The organism is Enterobacter sichuanensis (assembly GCF_009036245.1).
In the GTDB taxonomy this organism is placed as follows: Bacteria; Pseudomonadota; Gammaproteobacteria; order Enterobacterales; family Enterobacteriaceae; genus Enterobacter; species Enterobacter sichuanensis.
In genome coordinates, this window is record NZ_CP027986.1 from 1,091,797 (window position 1) to 1,109,865 (window position 18,069).

Consider the following 18,069-nt stretch of genomic DNA (forward strand, 5'->3'; position numbering starts at 1 on the left):
AGGCGGCCACAGGGCGTGGCCGCCTGCTTACCCCAGAATCCCGCTCAGGCCGTGCAGGCTCATGTAAATCCCTACAACAGTAATCAGCGCAGCGGAGATCCACGGCGCTTTTCGGGAAAGTTCGCTAAACCCGGGCCAGCGTTTTGTCGCGTGTTTGAGGCTTAAGGCGGCAATCGCGCCGGAAGCGACCAGGGTGATCGCCAGACCAATACTAAAGCTGAACACCAGCGTTGCGCCCAGGGCAAAATGCTTGAGCTGCAGGCAGATAAGCAGAACGGTGATGGATGCCGGGCAGGGAATGAGCCCGCCGGTCAGGCCAAACACCACGATCTGTCCGGTGGTGACGTTTTGGCCGCTGAAACGCCGGTTAATATCCTGCGCGTGGGCGCGCTGGTGAGCGTCCTGCCACTCGTCATCAACCAGCGGATGTTCGTGGTGGTGATCATGCTGGTGGTCATGGTCATGGTCATGGTCATGGTCGTGATGATGGTGATGATGATCGTGCGGCTGGCCCTCTTTCCAGGTCCGCCACGCCATCCACAGGGCGATCAGGACGATCAAGACTCCCGATAACAGCTGGAACCAGGGCTCTGAAGTATGCGCATCCCAGCCCCGACCAAACCATAATCCTGCCATGGCAATAACCCAGACTACCGCCGTATGGGAAAGTGTGGCTGCCAGACCGAGCAGCACCGCCTGCTTCAGCGTGCCGCGGATGGCCACAATAAAGGCCGCCATCATCGTTTTTGAGTGGCCCGGCTCCAGGCCATGTAGCGCGCCGAGCAGAATAGCGCTGGGAACAAACAGCCAGGCATTGCCCTGCTGCAGAAGTGAAGCAAAATCGTTCATGGGAAATTCCGGAGTGGAAAGCGTGCTCAGATAGTACTCCCCCCCAGTAGATTAATACTACCCCCCAGTAGAAAAATACTCAGGGGGAGTAGAGCGTGATATGCTTTAAATGCCAAAAAAGAGAAGGGATCACCCGATGTCACATACCGTTCGCGACAAGAAAATGTTATTGACCCGCCTGAAGAAAATTCAGGGTCAAAGTAACGCTCTGGAGAAAATGCTGAACAGCGATCACGAATGCGCCGAGGTGCTACAGCAGCTGGCGGCGATCCGTGGCGCGGTTAACGGCATGATGATGCAGGTGATCGAAGGGCATTTAACCGATCACGTGGTAAAAGAGCCCGAAGAAGCGCAGCGTGAAGCCGATCTTGGCGTGGTGTTGCAGGTGATCAAATCTTATCTTAAGTAGCGTGCGTTTCGAGGTTGTGTTCTGCCCAGAGAATAAATTCCGTTTTGGGCAGCGCTTTGCTGTAGTACCACCCCTGTCCATATTGCACGCCGTGTCGGTGCAGCCAGGCGAGTTGCCCTGCGGTTTCGACTCCCTCCGCGACCATCGCCAGCTTCAGCGATTTCGCCATTTCTATAATGTGCGGCGTCACGTTTTTATACTCCAGCGCATCCACGAATGATTTATCAATCTTGAGCGTGTCGACATCAAGGTCCTGCAGATAGCTCAGGCTGGAATAGCCCGTTCCAAAATCATCAATATAGACAGGATGGCCCGCCCGGCGGAATGCGGCGATAGCCGGCGCGCTAATTTGAGGATCGGCAAAGCCACGCTCGGTTAACTCAAGGGCGATCTGGCCGGGATGGACTTGCCACTTATTCAGTAAGTGGCTCAGCAGCGGTGGCAGCGTGCCGGAGGTCAAATCGGCGGGGGCGAGGTTAATGGAGATGTACTGGTCGCCGTGCAGATGCAGCCAGTGGCCCATGTCTTCAAATACTTTTTCGATAACCAACTGCGTCAGCTGCGAAATGAGCCCCGTTTGCTCGGCCAGTGGCACAAAGATATCAGGAGAAAGACTGCTTCCGTCTGGCTGGGGCCAGCGCGTCAGCGCTTCTGCGCCAACAATTTTCCCGCTACACAGCGCCACGATGGGCTGATAGTGAACCACAAAATCGCGGCTGTTAATGGCGTCAAGCAGGCGATTGCGCGGCGACTGGATGCGACGCAGTATCCGCAGGACAAAAAGCGCGGCAAGCAGGCTTATCAGGATGCCGAAGGGCAGCCAGAACAGCAGCTGCCGGTGCCAGGTTTCAGCCAGCGGTTTGAGCGTCGCCCATGCGACAACGGTAAACCCCAGTTCGGGGACGGGCTTCATCACATACATCGAACCGTCGTACTGTACGCTGGTCATCTCCTGACCCTTGATCATGTCCCGGATGTGCGGATCGAGCGTATTGCTGCTGGCGAAGATGCGGCGTGTTGCACTTCCGACCAGGGCGGCATCAATCGCTATCTCACCGAAAGGGATCACATCCACCAGCGAAGCCGGATCGACCATGACCAGATAATGCCCTTTACCCAGCACAGCCATGTAGTGATTAAACCCAAGATCGTTTTGGGTGGTCAGCCATGCACTGTAACCATCTTCGGTAATGCGCATCGGCGGCGGGAAAGGGGATGCATGACTGGTTTGCTCCAGGGAGGAGCAGAGCGGTTTGAGGCTGTCGATATAAATCACTTCCTGGATATATCGCCACGAGAAAGCGACCCGTCGCATCTCCCTTAACTGCAACGGGCTACACGGCACGCCCTCAAAGGCCTGCAGGTGATCGAGCGCTTCTTTCGCCTGATCCACGACCCTGTCGGTGCGTATCAGCACGCGTGAGGCATAGTTATCCAGGGCATCGACAAATTTATCTTCTGCCTGGCGATGAGCCAGCCAGATGCTCAGGCAAATGGGGACCAGCACAGAAAAGATAAGTATGCCGGTCACCAGACTGACCAGATGTCGGGTTTTCATGCTGTCGTTTCCTTCCTCGTATGCCCGCTCCTGAGCACTGAGTTCCCTGCCTGAAGAGAAAGTTTTTTACCGCGAAATGATATAGTTATAGCACGTGGGTGGCATGGTTTTCATTTTATCTCAGGGAAACCCGAAAATATCACCCTGATTGAGGGGGGTTGTTTTTATAGCCTGGCCCGGATATTATTTTGTTATGTTATAACAAAACATAAGAGGTTTATGATGAAACCAGATATCCATCCCACTTATCGCACCGTGGTCTTCCACGACACCAGCGCCAATGAATATTTTAAAATTGGCTCAACCATTAGCACCGACCGCGAAATTGAGCTCGACGGTGAAACGTATCCGTACATCACCCTTGATGTCTCGTCAAAATCGCACCCGTTTTATACCGGCAAGCAGAAAACGTTCTCCACGGATGGCAGCGCAGCGCGCTTCCGTAAGCGTTATGGCGGTTTTATCAATGCGAAGCGGGGCTAATCATGCAGGTACTTAACTCATTACGTAGCGCAAAACAGCGTCACCCGGATTGCCAGATAGTCAAACGCAAGGGACGCTTATATGTGATTTGCAAATCTAATCCGCGTTTTAAGGCGGTTCAGGGACGTAAAAAAAGACGCTAGACGCGCGTTACTCGCCAGCTTTCCAGGGATCTTTTCTGTTTGCCATCGGCAGTAAAATTGTCGGTGGCAAGCCAGCCTTCAAAGGCGCTTGCCAGCGCTGGCCACTCTTTGTCGAGGATTGAAAACCAGTCGGTGTCCCGGTTATGTCCTTTTGTCACCAGCGCCTGGCGAAAACGCCCCTCAAACTGAAAACCCAGACGCAGGGCCGCTTTGCGGGACGGTTCGTTCAGACTATTGCATTTCCATTCATAACGCCGGTAACCAAGGGTATCAAAAACATACTGCATCAGCAGATATTGCGCTTCTGTTGACATAGGTGTGCGGCTTAACAGGGGAGAGAAGTGAACGTGCCCCACTTCCACAACGCCGTTTTTAGGATCGATCCGCATCAGGGCCAGCGTGCCGACCGGAGATTGGGTCTGGTTATCGATAACGGTAAAGTGCATGGGATCGGATAACTCACTCACGCTCGCGACCCATCCGGCGAACGCCTCTGCGGTGGCATCGGGCTCACGCAGAAGCCACGTCCAGCTGCGGGTATCTTCGGCCTGAGCATACGCGCAGAACAGCGCGTTAGCATGCTCCACCCGCAGCGGCTCAAGCCGGCAGTAACGACCCTGAAGTACCACCCGGGACGGATGTGGACGGGGTTGCCAGTCGATAAGCGGTTCGCCCACGGGCTGCCCAAACTGATTGATTGTATTCATCTTCATCTCCGTGACGTTGAAAAGAGTTTCAGACTAATGAATTGCTGGTTCCTTAAAAAGAACCACCAGGTTATGTTTTGATGGTGCCACGAGGAGGTGAGATGAATATTCCGGGTGATGAACTGTATACCTTGCTCAATGCAGCGCTGAAAAAACGTGGCGAGGAGACGCTCCAGCGTACGCTCTATCTGGCTTTGCGGGAGGCCATTCTGAGCGGAAGACTCCGCTCCGGCTGCCAGCTTTCCGGTTCGCGCACGCTGGCCCGGCAGCTCTCCCTTTCCCGCAATACCGTCAATGCGGCGCTGGACCAGCTCACCCTCGAAGGGTATCTGCAGCGTAATCGCCAGGGAACGCGGGTAACACTGTTTGCGCAGCGTGCTGTCCCGAGGTCATTGCCGGACCCTGCCATCACGCTTGCCAGACGGGTCAGCCTGCTGCCTGCACCGGTGCAGCGGGATACCCCGGTTCTTGCCTTTACGCCGGGGACACCCGCCATTAACTATTTCCCTCTGCCGCTATGGCGGCGGTTGTATGACCGCGTGATGCGGGAGGAGGGAAGCGCCCTGTTAGGTTACGGCGACCCCGCCGGCGAGCCGTCGCTGCGGGCAGCGATTGCCCGGCACCTAGCCTTGTCCCGCGGCATTGACTGTGACGCCAGCCAGATAGTGATCACTGAAGGCGCGCTTGAAGGCGTCAACCTGTGCACGATGCTGTTGAGCGAGCCGGGGGATATCGCCTGGGTAGAAAACCCCGGCTACAGTGGGGCAAAAAGCGCGTTTGTTAAAACCGGCCTGACGATGAAGGGGATCCCGGTGGATGACGAGGGAATGTGCTGGGAGGGACTGAATGCACCTTCTCCCGCGTTAATTTTTACCTCACCCTCACATCAGTTTCCTTACGGGAGCGTGCTCAGTGCCCGGCGGCGTCTGGCCCTGCTGGCGCTGGCCAGAGAGCATAACGCCTGGATTATTGAGGACGACTACGACAGCGAATTCCGTTATGCCGGTGAGCCCGTACCGGCGATGCTGGGAATGGTGGCGAATGCTCCCGTGGTCTATCTGGGGACGTTCAGTAAGACGCTGTTTCCGTCGCTCAGAATGGGATTCATGGTGTTGCCGCCAGCGCTGGCGACAGCGGCTCGTCCGGCCATTGGCTCGCTATTGCGCGGAGGGCATCGCGCGGAGCAACGTACCCTGGCGTTGTTTATTGAAGAGGGCCATTATGCCCGCCATCTCGCCGCCATGCGTCGGCTCTATCGCAAACGCTACCGCCAGCTGCGTGAAGTGCTGGTTACAGAGCTTCATACCCCTCACCGCATTCTGGCGGGTGAAGGCGGCATGCATCTGACGCTGGCGATAGACGGGATTGACGACCAGAAGCTGGTGGAGCAGGCGAGGGCGTTTCAACTGGCACCCGCTGCGTTGAGCGGGTATTACCTGGAGGCGAAGCAGGGGAAAACCGGTCTGGTGTTAGGTTACGGCAATACCTCTGCTTCGCAGTTTGCGCCGGGGATCCGACGTATTCAGGCGCTCATTACGCAGCAGCAGGGCGGGAAAGGGTAAAAACATCGTAGAAAGAGAGCTGACCTTTAGTGGAAACCATTTTCTGCAGCTTCTCTTTTTGCTCGGTTTCCACTGCCGGAGAGTGCATGATGCTGTCGATAAGCTCCCCAGGTACGAAACGCGTGTTGTACCATTCGCCGTTGTAGCAGACCCGGAAATCGAGGACATCGATATCCTCGTAACGGTAGCGCGGGTTCACGTCAAAAAAGAAAAAGGCATTAAAGACGACAAACAGCACCACCAGCAGCCAGACGGAGTCCACCAGCGTTTCGGACTTGAGCATCACAATAAGTGTCGCCAGCCAGGCGGCATACATGGCGACAAACAGGCCAGGATGTTTGCGGATAAAGCTAATGCTAAAGCGCGGGCGATTATCGCGCTTTTCGCGGACGTTAAGATCGTCGATAGTGGCGATGAGCAGGCGCTGTATCTCGGTCATTTTTTGCCTTCATGAGAGTTGACAATACAGGGTGACCGCCAATTTTAGGGGAGCCATCAGGCTGAAAAAAGTAACAGTCTGACGCTAAAAGACCATAACAGTTGGCTCCCAGTCCCTCACAGCGTTTTGATGATTTTTGCCGGGTTACCGCCCACGACGACGTTAGCCGGAACGTCTTTCGTCACGACAGCACCGGAGGCCACCACCACATTATCCCCTATCGTGACGCCAGGGTTAATGACCGCCCGACCACCGAGCCAGACATTATTTCCAATGGTGACGGGTTTTCCAAACTCCACGCCGCTATTACGCGCTTCCGCGTCCAGGGGATGGGTAGCCGTATAAATATGCACACCCGGTGCGAGCATGCAGTTATCGCCAATATGAATGGGGCAGACATCCAGCATCACGCAATCGAAGTTAGCGTAAAAGTTTTTGCCGAGATAAATGTTATATCCATAGTCACAGCGGAAGCTCGGTTCAATATAAGCCCCTTCGCTTTGCCCCAGAAGTTCCGCCAGAATGTTCTGGCGTTCTGTTTTTGCATCCGGCGCGGTGTGGTTATAGCGATAAATCAGATGGCGGGCTCGCAGTCGGTCGGCCCGTAACGTCTCATCACCGGGGCGGTAATGTTCACCGGCAATCATCTTCTGTTTTTCTAAGCTCATGGGAAACCTCTCTGGATGTCATTACCGCAGGGTAATCGGAACAGACCAGAAGGGGAACGTTCCCGATAAGCTGGTGTGACTGTAGTCACAACATTGTTGCTGATGAACACGTTTTACACGGAGACCTGGCATACGCACAGGAGGTCTAACGGGACAGGTAAATATCGTTCAGAACGTGGCGTAGAACTCTACAGACACCTTTCAATGATTAACGGACAAATTTCCATACCGACGTTGGGATTTTGTCATACAGCTTATTCATGGTCAGCTCAGCAAGACGATGGTCAGCGGCTGAATAAAATACCGCCAGTTCATTATCAGAAAGCTCGTATTTATTCTTTTCAATGACGCGTTCGAGGGTGTCAATTGACTGACAACGTCGCAGGCGCATCAAATAATCGATCTTAGTGAGTGGTTTATCAGACATAAATTCACCTTAGTATTAGTAATTGTAATAATTTTAACAGGAAAGACTAACCGGGTTAGCTCTGCTCACGTTGACGAAACAGCGGAATAGCCGGTTTCCCGATTTACGCCATTTTTGCAAATCCTGGGCGTTAATGCCGTAACTGCTGAACAACATAAAGGTGTCATCCAGGTATTCATCAATTTGCTCAATGAGCTTATTATCTTCATTGTACTTAATTTTATAATTAAGTGCGAAGGTTGCGATATGCTCTATCAGCTCATTCAACTGTAAATTGATGGCAGACGTTGGGTCGTTTACCCAGCCATGGTTGCTTTCATCAAGGTTGGCAAGGCAGTCATGGTACAAGGATTCGCAGAGAAATTTCAACTGCGCGATATCATGCCTTTTTGGCGAGTACTCGTCCATAGCGCATCCCCTTCTGAGTGATTTCTTACTCACCGAACATCATTGTCGGGATGGATACAACATACTTAGCCACACGGGTGCGGTGTTCCTGATAACTCTAACTATAAGCCACTCTCATCAGGATTTCATCGCGCTATTACGAAAAATTACAAATAAAACTGCAGACTGCGAGCGTTAACGCAATTGTTCCTCCAGAAGAGAACTTTTTGAACCCAATTAACACTGGCTTTTTATCGCTTCCTTACCTTTCATTGGCTTAGCGTAAACAACGAGAAAAGTTCAGTTCCGGAGTTCTCTTTGTCAGAACTTCTTATTAGGAATATTCCTAACAACTTAAGCGGGGAAATGAAATTAAAAAAATCCTGAATTCACCGATTAAGTTATCCGTTAATTATGATATGTCTAATTAAGATGGCAGAAAATAAATGGAACGACAATAAGCGTAATTTATGATTTTTTTCTGAAAATGAAAAAGGCCGCGAATGCGGCCTTTTTATCATGTGGAACCGGTATCAGTGAGGTTCTACCGAATGACTGTGCTCAATATCTTCATTCTTACGGCTGAAGCGGCGGCGAACCACCACGAAGAACACCGGTACGAAGAAGATAGCCAGTACGGTCGCGGTGATCATACCGCCCATAACCCCTGTACCAACCGCGTTCTGCGCGCCGGAGCCCGCACCGGAGCTGATAACCAGCGGCAGTACGCCGAGGATAAACGCCAGGGACGTCATCAGGATAGGGCGCAGACGCATACGAACCGCCTCCAGCGTCGCCTCAATCAGACCTTTGCCTTCTTTCTCCATCAGATCTTTGGCGAATTCGACGATAAGTATCGCGTTCTTCGCCGACAAGCCAATGGTTGTCAGCAGGCCTACCTGGAAGTACACGTCGTTGGTCAGTCCACGGAACGTCGCCGCAAGCAGCGCACCGATAACCCCGAGTGGCACCACCAGCATAACCGAGAACGGAATCGACCAGCTCTCATACAGTGCCGCCAGACACAGGAAGACCACAATCAGTGAAATGGCGTACAGAGCAGGGGCCTGGTTACCGGACAGACGTTCCTGATAGGACATACCGGTCCAGTCATAGCCGATACCCGAAGGCAGTTTGCTTGCCAGCTCTTCCATCAGGTTCATGGCTTCACCGGTGCTTCGGCCCGGCGCGGCCTGACCCAGGATCTCCATAGATGGCAGACCGTTATAGCGTTCCAGACGCGGTGAACCATACTCCCAGCGCGACGTAGAGAACGCCGAGAACGGCACCATCTGACCGTTGCTGCCACGCACGAACCAGTTATTGATATCGTTCGGCAACATACGGTATTGCGCTTCTGACATCACGTACACTTTCTTCACACGACCGCGGTCGATGAAGTCGTTAACGTAGCTACCGCCCCAGGCTGCACCCAGTGTGGTATTGATGTCACTGATGGACACGCCCAGCGCCTGAGCTTTCTCCTGGTCGATGTCGATTTTGAACTGCGGCGTATCTTCCAGGCCGTTTGGACGCACGCCGACCAGCAGGTCAGGATGTTTCGCGACTTCGCCAAACAACTGGTTACGCGCCTGGGTCAGTTTTTCGTGACCCAGACCGCCCTGGTCGATCAGCTGGAAGTCGAAACCGGTCGCGGTACCCAGTTCAACAATCGCTGGCAGGTTGAAGGCGAAGACCATCGCATCTTTAATCTGCGAGAAGGTGCCCATTGCACGGCCGGTAATGGCCTCAACTTTGTTCTCTTTACCCGGGCGTTCCGCCCAGTCTTTCAGAGAGACGAAGGCGATACCGGTGTTCTGGCCACGACCCGCAAAACCAAAGCCGTTAACCGCAAACACGGACTCAACGTTGGCTTTCTCTTTGGTGAGGTAGTAGTCCGTCACTTCATCCAGCACTTTTTGGGTACGCTCTTGCGACGCACCCGCCGGAAGCTGTGCCATCGTCAGGAACACGCCCTGGTCTTCATCCGGCAGGAACGAACTTGGCAGACGAACGAACAGGAAAGCCATGCCTACCACGATGATGATATAGAGCAGCAGATAACGACCGGTGCTGCGCAGGATGTTACCCACGCTGTCGGTGTAGTGGTGCGTGCTCTTATCAAACATGCGGTTAAACCAGCCGAAGAACCCTTTGTGCTCGCCATGGCCGCCTTTCTGAATCGGCTTCAGCATCGTGGCACACAGCGCAGGCGTCAGGATCAACGCCACCAGCACCGACAGCGCCATCGCCGAGACGATGGTAATCGAGAACTGACGGTAAATCGCACCGGTAGAGCCCCCGAAGAAGGCCATCGGGATAAATACCGCAGACAGAACCATCGCAATACCGACCAGCGCGCCCTGGATCTGACCCATTGATTTACGGGTCGCTTCCTTCGGCGGCAGACCTTCCTCCGCCATGACGCGCTCGACGTTCTCTACCACCACGATGGCGTCATCCACCAGCAAGCCGATGGCGAGCACCATCCCGAACATCGTCAGGGTGTTTATCGAGAAGCCAAAGGCCGCGAGGATGGCAAATGTCCCCAGCAGAACGACCGGAACGGCGATAGTTGGGATAAGCGTTGCACGGAAGTTTTGCAGGAACAGATACATTACCAGGAAGACCAGAATGATCGCTTCTGCCAGCGTTTTCACCACTTCGTGGATCGAGATTTTAACGAATGGTGTGGTGTCGTACGGATAAACGATCTTCAGACCTGACGGGAAGAACGGTTCCATTTTCTTCAGTTCTGCACGGATCGCCGTGGCGGTGTCCAGGGCGTTAGCGCCTGTCGCCAGTTTGATACCCAGACCCGAAGCTGGTTTACCGTTGAACTTCGCGATGATGTCGTAGTTCTCACCGCCCAACTCAACTTTCGCCACGTCGCGCAGGCGAACCTGCGAACCGTCCTGATTCACTTTCAGCAGAATTTTGCTGAACTCATCAGCGGAGGTCAGACGGGTTTGCGCGATGATCGAGGCGTTAAGCTGCTGGCCTTTCACCGGCGGCGTGCCGCCTAACTGGCCGGCTGCCACCTGGGCGTTCTGCGCTTTAATGGCGTTAATCACGTCAACCGGGGTCAACTGGAAGTTGTTCAGTTTGTTCGGATCCATCCAGATACGCATCGCGTACTGGGAACCGAACAGCTGCACGTCACCCACACCGGAGGTACGGCTGATGGCGTCTTTCATGTTGGCGCCCACGTAGTCGGAAATATCCTCCTGCGTCATGGTGCCGTTGGTGTTGATAACGCCGACAACCATCAGGAAGCTACTGGACGATTTCTCGACGCTCACGCCCTGCTGTTGCACTTCCTGCGGCAGCAATGGCATCGCCAGCTGCAGCTTGTTCTGCACCTGAACCTGCGCAATGTCAGCATCCGTACCTGACTCGAAGGTCAGGGTGATCTGCACGGTACCGGTTGAGTCACTGTTTGAGGACATGTACATCAGGTTATCGATACCGTTCATGTTCTGTTCGATAACCTGCGTCACGGTGTCCTGCACCGTTTTCGCATCAGCCCCTGGATAGGTTGCGGAAATTGTCACCGCCGGAGGCGCAATCGTTGGATATTGCGCGACAGGCAGCTTCAGGATCGCAAGTCCCCCAGCCAGCATGATGATAATGGCGATCACCCACGCAAATATGGGGCGATCGATAAAGAAATTAGGCATGTCTTAACGGCTCCTGTTTAAGTTAAGACTTGGTTTGTTCTGACTGGCCAGCGGCCGAAGCTTGTTGTTTATCGTCAGATTTCACTTCCTGTGCTTTAACCTGCGCGCCAGGACGAACTTTTTGCAAACCAGTAACAATCACGCGATCGCCATCTTTCAGACCTTCCGTCACCAGCCATTTATCGCCAATCGCCTGGGTGGCGGTGATATTGCGCATTTCAACTTTGTCATCTGCCCCAACAACCAGTGCGCTCGCATCGCCGCGCGGCGTACGGGTCACACCCTGTTGTGGAACCAGAAGGGCGGTTGGATTCGTTCCTTCTTCCAGACGTGCGCGAACAAACATCCCTGGCAGCAGATTTTTGTCAGGATTCGGGAAAATCGCACGTAAGGTGATGGAACCGGTGGTCTGGTCGACCGTCACATCAGAGAACTCCAGGGTACCTTCCTGTGGGAACTTGATACCGTCGTTGGTAATCAGCTCCACTTTGGCTTTGCCGTTTTCCTGTTTCAGGGTGCCGTTAGCCAGCTCCTGTTTCAGACGCAGGAAGTCGTTGCTGGACTGCGTAACGTCAACGTAGATCGGATCAAGCTGCTGTACGGTCGCCAGCGCCGAGCTCTGGCCGTTCTGCACCAGCGCCCCTTCCGTCACGGAAGACTTACCAATACGACCGCTGATAGGGGAGGTCACTTTGGTATAGGCCAGGTTGATGCGCGCGGTTTCAACGGCCGCTTTTGCTGCTACCACAGCCGCGTTTGCCTGCTGGGCATCCGCCAGGGCAGTATCATAATCCTGTTGGCTGATGTACTTAGTCCCGAGCAGTTTCTGGTAACGGTTCAGCGTCAGCTGGGCAATTTTGGCTGCGGCTTGCGCTTTCGCCAGGTCGCCTTTCGCGCTTTCATACGATGCCTGATAGGTTGCAGGATCAATCTGATACAGAGACTCACCGGCCTGTACATCACCGCCTTCAGTAAAGTTACGTTTCAGGATAATGCCGCTAACCTGAGGACGCACTTCCGCAATGCGGTAAGCACTGGTACGGCCGGGTAATTCGGTGGTGATTTGTAGAGGTTCAGATTTGAGCGTCACGACGCCGACTTCTGGCGCCTGCTGAGCTCCTTGTTGAGCCGGTTTGTCGTCACATCCTGTTAGCGCTAAGCTGCCTGAGAGCATCAGAACGACCGCCAGAGGCGTTAACCCTCTGTTTTTGTTCATATGTAAACCTCGAGTGTCCGATTTCAAATTGATCAATGGTCCTGAGTCCAAAAACCCATTGCTGCGTTTATATTATCGTCATGCTATGGTACATACATTCACAAATGTATGTAAATCTGACTCCTGTAAATTCACTCACCTATGGCACGAAAAACCAAACAACAAGCGCTGGAAACCCGACAACACATTCTGGATGTGGCAATACGTTTGTTTTCCCAGCAGGGGGTGTCATCCACCTCGCTGGCTCAAATTGCTCAGGCTGCCGGTGTGACGCGGGGAGCGATTTACTGGCATTTTAAAGACAAGTCAGATCTGTTCAGTGAAATCTGGGAGCTTTCAGAGTCCAGCATTAGCGATCTCGAGAGTGAGTATCGGGCAAAATTCCCTGACGATCCACTCTCAGTATTAAGAGAAATATTAGTATATATCCTTGAAGCGACGGTAGTTGAAGAACGTCGCAGGTTAATGATGGAAATTATCTTCCATAAATGCGAGTTCGTGGGCGAGATGGCGGTGGTGCAGCAGGCGCAGCGCAGCCTTAGCCTGGAAAGTTATGACCGTATTGAGCACAACCTGCGGCTGTGCATGGAGGCAAAACTGTTACCGGCCAATCTGTTCACCCGCCGGGCGGCTATCCTGATGCGCAGCTACATTTCCGGTCTGATGGAAAACTGGCTCTTTGCGCCGCAATCCTTTGACCTGAAAGCGGAAGCCCGCAGCTACGTCGCGATTTTACTGGAAATGCTACAGCTCTGTCCGACGCTGCGCAGCGATGCGCCTTCGCTAACTGCCTGAGGCCTTTCCAGGATTTATCTCAGAGGATAACGTTCGCGCTATTCTGCTTCAGGCGAGCGTGATATTCTTCACGCCGGACTATTTTCGGTCATCTTCTGACATCATTCACAATTATGCTGCCCATCAATCGCTCGCAACATCCTGTTTTTGCATTGCTCTTTGCGATGCTGTTTTTCTTCGCTACGGCGCCGCTGACCTGGGCCCGCGCCGATAACAGCAATGATATCCCCTCGCGTGCCGATGTTCAGTCGCAACTCGACACTCTGAACAAACAGAAAGACCTCTCTCCTCAGGATAAGCTTATCCAGCAGGATTTAACGGAAACGCTGGAAACGCTGGATAAAATTGAGCGTGTCAAAGCCGAAACCGCCCAGCTTCGTCAGAAGGTGGCGCAGGCCCCTGAAAATATGCGTAAAGCGACGGAATCGCTGAATGCCCTGAGTGACGTCGATAACGACGACGAAACGCGCAAAACGCTCTCGACGCTCTCCCTGCGTCAGCTGGAATCGCGCGTTGCGCAGTTACTCGACGACCTGCAAACCGCGCAATCCGATCTCGCAACCTATAACAGCCAGCTGGTCTCCCTGCAGACCCAGCCCGAGCGTGTGCAAAACGCGATGTACGCCGCGTCTCAGCAGCTGCAGCAAATTCGCAACCGTCTGAATGGCACGACGGTGGGGGAAGGCACACTGCGCCCGACCCAGCAAACCCTGCTGCTGGTGCAGCAGACTTTGCTCAATGCGCAGATCGAACAGCAGCGCAAAAGCCTGGAAGGGAACACGGTGCTGCAGGATACGCTGCAGAAGCAGCGTGATTACGTCACCGCAAATATTAATCGCCTGGAACACCAGCTTCAGCTGTTGCAGGAGGCGGTTAACAGCAAGCGTCTGACGCTGACGGAAAAAACCGCCCAGGAGGCCGTCTCACCTGACGAAACCGCCCGCATCCAGGCGAACCCGCTGGTGAAACAGGAGCTTGAGGCTAACCATCAGCTTAGCCAGCGCCTGATACTGGCGACAGAAAACGGCAACTCGCTGGTTCAGCAAAATATCAAAGTTAAAAACTGGCTGGATCGCGCGCTGCAGGCGGAACGCAATATCAAAGAGCAGATCGCGGTCCTCAAAGGCAGCCTCCTGCTGTCGCGTATTCTCTACCAGCAGCAGCAGACGCTCCCGTCCGCCGATGAGCTGGAGGACATGACCAACCGCATTGCGGATTTACGTCTGGAACAATTCGACGTTAACCAGCAGCGCGATGCCCTGTTCCAGAGCGATGCCTTTGTCGCCAAAATTGAAGAGGGCCATTCCAGCGACGTGAATCCTGAAGTGCACGATGCGCTGCTCCAGGTTGTTGATATGCGTCGCGAGCTGCTGGACCAGCTCAACAAACAGCTGGGCAACCAGCTGATGATGGCCATTAACCTGCAAATCAACCAGCAGCAGCTGGTGAGCGTCTCGAAAAGCCTGCAGGAGATCCTGACCCAGCAGATTTTCTGGGTAAACAGCAACAAACCGATGGACTGGGACTGGGTGAAATCCTTCCCGGAGACGCTGAAAACGCAGATCAAGAGCATGAAAATCACCGTGAACTGGGAGAAAGCCTGGCCTGCGGTGATGATTGCCTTCCTGGCGGGGTTACCGCTGCTGCTGATCGCGGGTCTGATTCGCTGGCGTCTGGGCTGGCTGAAAAAATACCAGGCCAAACTGGCGTCTGAAGTGGGGCAACTGCGAAACGATAGCCAGCTGCATACGCCAAAAGCGATTCTGATCGACCTCATTCGTGCCCTGCCGGTATGCCTGATTATCCTGGCGGTGGGGCTGATCCTGCTTACCATGCAGCTTAACGTCAGCGATCTGCTGTGGGCGTTCAGTAAAAAACTGGCGCTGTTCTGGCTGGTGTTCGGCGTGTGCTGGAAGGTGCTGGAAAAAGACGGCGTGGCCGTGCGTCATTTCAACATGCCTGCCCAGCTGACCAGCCACTGGCGTCGTCAAATTGTGCGCATCAGCCTGGCGCTTTTGCCGCTGCACTTCTGGTCGGTTGTCTCTGAACTTTCCCCGCTGCATCTGATGGATGATGTGCTGGGCCAGCTGGTCATCCTGCTGAACCTGCTGCTGATTGCTATCCTGATGTGGCCGATGTGCCGCGACAGCTGGCGTGATAAAGAGTCCCACAATATTCGTCTGGCCACCGTGACGGTGCTGGCGATCATTCCGCTGGCGCTGATGGTGCTTACGGCGACGGGCTACTTCTATACCACGCTGCGCCTGTCCGGACGCTGGATTGAAACGGTCTATCTGGTGATCGTCTGGAATCTGCTCTACCAGACCGTGCTGCGAGGCCTGAGCGTAGCGGCCCGTCGCATTGCCTATCGCCGCGCCATCGCGCGTCGTCAGCATCAGGTGAAAGAGGGGGCCGAAGGGGCTGAGCCACAGGAAGAGCCGACCATCGCGCTGGAGCAGGTTAACCAGCAGACGCTGCGTATCACCATGCTGGTGATGATCGCGCTGTTTGCCGTGATGTTCTGGGCAATCTGGTCCGATCTTATTACCGTTTTCGCCTATCTCGACAGCATTACCCTCTGGCAATACAACGGAACCGAAGCCGGCGCGGCGGTCATGAAAAGCGTGACCATGGGTAGCCTGCTGTTTGCTCTGGTGTCGTCGGTCGTGGCCTGGGCACTGATTCGCAACCTGCCGGGCCTGCTGGAAGTGCTGGTTCTGTCGCGTCTGAATCTGCGCCAGGGGGCCTCGTACGCCATTACCACGATCCTCAACTACGTCATCATTATTGTGGGGGCGATGACGGTCTTTGGCTCGCTTGGCGTGTCGTGGGACAAACTGCAGTGGCTGGCAGCCGCGCTCTCGGTCGGTCTGGGTTTTGGTCTGCAGGAGATCTTCGGTAACTTTGTCTCTGGTCTGATTATCCTGTTCGAACGTCCGGTGCGTATCGGCGATACCGTCACCATCGGCACCTTCTCCGGTACGGTCAGCAAGATCCGTATTCGTGCCACCACCATCACCGACTTCGATCGTAAAGAGGTGATCATCCCGAACAAAGCGTTTGTGACCGAGCGTCTGATCAACTGGTCGCTCTCCGACACGGTGACGCGCGTGGTGATCCGCCTGGGTGTGGCGTATGGATCGGATCTGGAGAAGGTGAAAGAGGTGCTGCTCAAGGCGGCGTCGGAACATCCGAAAGTGATGCACGATCCGGCCCCGGCAGTGTTCTTCACCACCTTTGGGCCGAGCACGCTGGATCATGAACTGCGTTTATACGTGCGTGAACTGCGTGACCGCAGCTACACGGTGGATGAGCTGAACCGTTCTATCGATCGCCTGTGTCGTGAAAACGATATTAATATCGCCTTCAACCAGCTTGAGGTTCACCTGCGTAATGAAAAAGGTGATGAGCATACGGAAGTGAAGCGCGAGATTAAGGGGGACGATCCTCATCCTAACCCTCTCCCTTGAAGGGAGAGGGAATAATCGGGTGCGGACTGCTTTTACCCTCTCTCCTCTGGGGAGAGGGTAGGGTGAGGGGAAAGTTTTCCCTCAAAATCCCGACGCACAATCTCCAGCGCCTTCAGTACCGTTTCTGCAGGGATCTCATGATTCTCCAGCAGCATAATCAAATCGACGGCCAGTTTGACCTCATCGGGTGCATTTTCCAGTGACATAAGTATGGCTCCTGTTAACGGGTCAAACGTTCAATGACGCGCTCAATCTCCTCCAGCGCCTGACGGCAGCGGACGATGCGACCTTCAAGCGCGCCGATCTCGCGCATCAATAGCTGCTGTTCTTCCAGCGTTTCGCTGTTGTTCAGCCGCACTTCGCGTTCGCGCTTCATCTCAAACAGCCGGCGTTCAAACTCCTGATTTTCCAGCCGCTTTCGCTGCCATTTGCCGAGCCCCGGCGAGGCACTGTCCCAGGCGCGCAGCGGCCAGGCGGCAATTTCGCGGTGCAGGGCGGTAATCTGCTCAGTGAGATGCTCAGCGAGCCACGCCACCTGTTCAGGCTGTTCACGCTCAACGGCATGGCGCAGCTCGTCGAGGTTGGTCTGCGCTTCCGCAATATACTCCTCGATGACCGTGCCGCGGGTACGAAAAAGCAGCCGGTCAAAGCGCGGCTTCAGCGTGGCGTGCCCCAGCAGAGGGGTGGCCTCGGCTCGCAGGGCGCTCAGCTGTTTTTGCAGCATCTCCAGAAGCAAGGCTGTTTTCAAGGCGCTCTCCAGTGGTAAAGTAGCCGTTCAGTTTGATAACGATTCGCATTATGCAGCGTACTATTTTAATCATCATTGGCTGGCTCGCGGTAGTGCTTGGCACGCTGGGCGTGGTTTTACCCCTGCTGCCAACCACGCCGTTTATTCTGCTGGCGGCCTGGTGCTTCGCCCGCTCGTCACCGCGTTTTCACCACTGGCTGCTGTATCGCTCGTGGTTTGGCGGCTATCTGCGGCACTGGCAAAAACACCGGGCCATGCCGCCCGGTGCGAAGCCGCGCGCGATTGCGGTGATCCTCATCACCTTCGCGATGTCTTTATGGCTGGTGAAAATGCTGTGGGTGCGGATCCTGTTGCTGGTCATACTCACCTGTCTGCTCATCTTCATGTGGCGGATCCCCGTGGTTGATGAAAAGCAACAAAAGCACTGAAGCCTCATCATGGCTGTTGCAATTATCACGCGCAGCCAGTAAATTCGACCGTTTTCGAGCACAGGTGCGCCTGGTCAAAGGTTAAACAATTGTTGCCTTG

General features: G+C 54.4%; 18 protein-coding genes. 7 read left to right on the plus strand and 11 right to left on the minus strand.

All coding sequences use genetic code 11. The features are described from left to right. Positions 1-27 precede the first annotated feature (27 nt). Positions 28-849 carry a nickel/cobalt efflux protein RcnA gene (locus C1N69_RS05050; RefSeq protein ID WP_155030780.1) on the minus strand — a complete coding sequence of 274 codons (822 nt, stop codon included), beginning with the start codon at positions 847-849 and terminating at the stop codon, positions 28-30. 136 nt (positions 850-985) lie between these two features. Here C1N69_RS05050 and C1N69_RS05055 point away from each other — a divergent pair, with 136 nt between their 5' ends. Next, positions 986-1,258 carry a metal/formaldehyde-sensitive transcriptional repressor gene (locus C1N69_RS05055; protein ID WP_024906840.1) on the plus strand — a complete coding sequence of 91 codons (273 nt, stop codon included), beginning with the start codon at positions 986-988 and terminating at the stop codon, positions 1,256-1,258. On the opposite strand, the gene C1N69_RS05060 is transcribed toward C1N69_RS05055, so the two are convergent. Then, the gene (locus tag C1N69_RS05060; protein ID WP_155030781.1) at positions 1,251-2,816 is read right to left on the minus strand and encodes an EAL domain-containing protein; all 1,566 of its coding nucleotides are present in this window, start codon (positions 2,814-2,816) and stop codon (positions 1,251-1,253) included. The genes C1N69_RS05055 and C1N69_RS05060 overlap by 8 nt on opposite strands. A gap of 222 nt (positions 2,817-3,038) precedes the next feature. Here C1N69_RS05060 and C1N69_RS05065 point away from each other — a divergent pair, with 222 nt between their 5' ends. Together C1N69_RS05065 and ykgO are read left to right on the plus strand one after the other, a co-directional pair. Next, complete coding sequence (locus C1N69_RS05065) at positions 3,039-3,299, plus strand: type B 50S ribosomal protein L31 (RefSeq protein WP_047957896.1); 261 nt, start codon at positions 3,039-3,041, stop codon at positions 3,297-3,299. Between the two features lie 2 nt (positions 3,300-3,301). Further along, positions 3,302-3,442 carry a type B 50S ribosomal protein L36 gene (gene ykgO, locus C1N69_RS05070; RefSeq protein WP_003859006.1) on the plus strand — a complete coding sequence of 47 codons (141 nt, stop codon included), beginning with the start codon at positions 3,302-3,304 and terminating at the stop codon, positions 3,440-3,442. Here the strand turns inward: ykgO and C1N69_RS05075 are convergent. After that, positions 3,439-4,149, minus strand: coding sequence for a GNAT family N-acetyltransferase (locus tag C1N69_RS05075; RefSeq protein WP_047957897.1), 711 nt, complete (start codon positions 4,147-4,149; stop codon positions 3,439-3,441). The two genes, ykgO and C1N69_RS05075, sit on opposite strands and share 4 nt — an antisense overlap. Positions 4,150-4,250: 101 nt before the next feature. Between C1N69_RS05075 and pdxR the strand changes: the two genes are divergently transcribed. Next, positions 4,251-5,711 carry a MocR-like pyridoxine biosynthesis transcription factor PdxR gene (pdxR, locus tag C1N69_RS05080; protein ID WP_155030782.1) on the plus strand — a complete coding sequence of 487 codons (1,461 nt, stop codon included), beginning with the start codon at positions 4,251-4,253 and terminating at the stop codon, positions 5,709-5,711. Here the strand turns inward: pdxR and C1N69_RS05085 are convergent. The 6 genes from C1N69_RS05085 to acrA all read right to left on the minus strand — a co-directional run bounded on the left by C1N69_RS05085 (position 5,683) and on the right by acrA (position 12,528). Beyond that, positions 5,683-6,150: a YlaC family protein gene (locus C1N69_RS05085; RefSeq protein ID WP_059385616.1), complete on the minus strand. Its 468-nt coding sequence runs from the start codon at positions 6,148-6,150 to the stop codon at positions 5,683-5,685. The two genes, pdxR and C1N69_RS05085, sit on opposite strands and share 29 nt — an antisense overlap. 116 nt (positions 6,151-6,266) lie before the next feature. After that, positions 6,267-6,818 carry a maltose O-acetyltransferase gene (gene maa, locus C1N69_RS05090; RefSeq protein ID WP_059385617.1) on the minus strand — a complete coding sequence of 184 codons (552 nt, stop codon included), beginning with the start codon at positions 6,816-6,818 and terminating at the stop codon, positions 6,267-6,269. A gap of 208 nt (positions 6,819-7,026) precedes the next feature. Next, positions 7,027-7,245 (minus strand): HHA domain-containing protein, encoded by a 219-nt coding sequence (locus tag C1N69_RS05095; protein WP_008499287.1) that lies wholly within the window; start codon positions 7,243-7,245, stop codon positions 7,027-7,029. 33 nt (positions 7,246-7,278) lie between these two features. Next, positions 7,279-7,653, minus strand: coding sequence for an Hha toxicity modulator TomB (tomB, locus tag C1N69_RS05100; protein ID WP_008499288.1), 375 nt, complete (start codon positions 7,651-7,653; stop codon positions 7,279-7,281). Positions 7,654-8,165: 512 nt separating this feature from the next. Beyond that, complete coding sequence (acrB, locus tag C1N69_RS05105) at positions 8,166-11,312, minus strand: multidrug efflux RND transporter permease subunit AcrB (RefSeq protein ID WP_047957901.1); 3,147 nt, start codon at positions 11,310-11,312, stop codon at positions 8,166-8,168. 22 nt (positions 11,313-11,334) lie between these two features. Further along, positions 11,335-12,528 carry a multidrug efflux RND transporter periplasmic adaptor subunit AcrA gene (gene acrA, locus C1N69_RS05110; protein ID WP_047957902.1) on the minus strand — a complete coding sequence of 398 codons (1,194 nt, stop codon included), beginning with the start codon at positions 12,526-12,528 and terminating at the stop codon, positions 11,335-11,337. 141 nt (positions 12,529-12,669) lie between these two features. Here acrA and acrR point away from each other — a divergent pair, with 141 nt between their 5' ends. Together acrR and mscK are read left to right on the plus strand one after the other, a co-directional pair. Beyond that, positions 12,670-13,323 carry a multidrug efflux transporter transcriptional repressor AcrR gene (gene acrR / locus C1N69_RS05115; RefSeq protein ID WP_047957903.1) on the plus strand — a complete coding sequence of 218 codons (654 nt, stop codon included), beginning with the start codon at positions 12,670-12,672 and terminating at the stop codon, positions 13,321-13,323. Positions 13,324-13,487: 164 nt separating this feature from the next. After that, on the plus strand, positions 13,488-16,793 hold the full coding sequence (gene mscK, locus C1N69_RS05120; RefSeq protein ID WP_231584255.1) for a mechanosensitive channel MscK: 3,306 nt from the start codon (positions 13,488-13,490) through the stop codon (positions 16,791-16,793). A 32-nt stretch (positions 16,794-16,825) separates the two neighbouring features. Here the strand turns inward: mscK and rsmS are convergent, their stop codons facing one another. Together rsmS and priC are read right to left on the minus strand one after the other, a co-directional pair. Then, positions 16,826-16,999 (minus strand): pleiotropic regulatory protein RsmS, encoded by a 174-nt coding sequence (gene rsmS, locus C1N69_RS05125; protein WP_059385620.1) that lies wholly within the window; start codon positions 16,997-16,999, stop codon positions 16,826-16,828. Positions 17,000-17,013: 14 nt separating this feature from the next. Further along, positions 17,014-17,541: a primosomal replication protein N'' gene (gene priC / locus C1N69_RS05130; protein ID WP_047957905.1), complete on the minus strand. Its 528-nt coding sequence runs from the start codon at positions 17,539-17,541 to the stop codon at positions 17,014-17,016. A 50-nt stretch (positions 17,542-17,591) separates the two neighbouring features. Between priC and C1N69_RS05135 the strand changes: the two genes are divergently transcribed. Next, entirely contained in the window at positions 17,592-17,969 is a 378-nt protein-coding gene (locus C1N69_RS05135; RefSeq protein WP_025756147.1) for a DUF454 family protein, read from the plus strand. Positions 17,970-18,069: the final 100 nt, after the last annotated feature.

Bases quoted from the DNA above. Each gene is read 5' to 3' on its own strand.
- C1N69_RS05075 (WP_047957897.1), bottom strand. From the start codon at position 4,149: ATGAATACAATCAATCAGTTTGGGCAGCCCGTGGGCGAACCGCTTATC.
- acrA (WP_047957902.1), bottom strand. From the start codon at position 12,528: ATGAACAAAAACAGAGGGTTAACGCCTCTGGCGGTCGTTCTGATGCTC.
- C1N69_RS05055 (WP_024906840.1), top strand. From the start codon at position 986: ATGTCACATACCGTTCGCGACAAGAAAATGTTATTGACCCGCCTGAAG.
- C1N69_RS05135 (WP_025756147.1), top strand. From the start codon at position 17,592: ATGCAGCGTACTATTTTAATCATCATTGGCTGGCTCGCGGTAGTGCTT.
- tomB (WP_008499288.1), bottom strand. From the start codon at position 7,653: ATGGACGAGTACTCGCCAAAAAGGCATGATATCGCGCAGTTGAAATTT.
- pdxR (WP_155030782.1), top strand. From the start codon at position 4,251: ATGAATATTCCGGGTGATGAACTGTATACCTTGCTCAATGCAGCGCTG.
- acrB (WP_047957901.1), bottom strand. From the start codon at position 11,312: ATGCCTAATTTCTTTATCGATCGCCCCATATTTGCGTGGGTGATCGCC.
- C1N69_RS05050 (WP_155030780.1), bottom strand. From the start codon at position 849: ATGAACGATTTTGCTTCACTTCTGCAGCAGGGCAATGCCTGGCTGTTT.
- maa (WP_059385617.1), bottom strand. From the start codon at position 6,818: ATGAGCTTAGAAAAACAGAAGATGATTGCCGGTGAACATTACCGCCCC.
- ykgO (WP_003859006.1), top strand. From the start codon at position 3,302: ATGCAGGTACTTAACTCATTACGTAGCGCAAAACAGCGTCACCCGGAT.
- C1N69_RS05085 (WP_059385616.1), bottom strand. From the start codon at position 6,150: ATGACCGAGATACAGCGCCTGCTCATCGCCACTATCGACGATCTTAAC.
- acrR (WP_047957903.1), top strand. From the start codon at position 12,670: ATGGCACGAAAAACCAAACAACAAGCGCTGGAAACCCGACAACACATT.
- mscK (WP_231584255.1), top strand. From the start codon at position 13,488: ATGCTGTTTTTCTTCGCTACGGCGCCGCTGACCTGGGCCCGCGCCGAT.
- C1N69_RS05095 (WP_008499287.1), bottom strand. From the start codon at position 7,245: ATGTCTGATAAACCACTCACTAAGATCGATTATTTGATGCGCCTGCGA.
- rsmS (WP_059385620.1), bottom strand. From the start codon at position 16,999: ATGTCACTGGAAAATGCACCCGATGAGGTCAAACTGGCCGTCGATTTG.
- C1N69_RS05065 (WP_047957896.1), top strand. From the start codon at position 3,039: ATGAAACCAGATATCCATCCCACTTATCGCACCGTGGTCTTCCACGAC.
- C1N69_RS05060 (WP_155030781.1), bottom strand. From the start codon at position 2,816: ATGAAAACCCGACATCTGGTCAGTCTGGTGACCGGCATACTTATCTTT.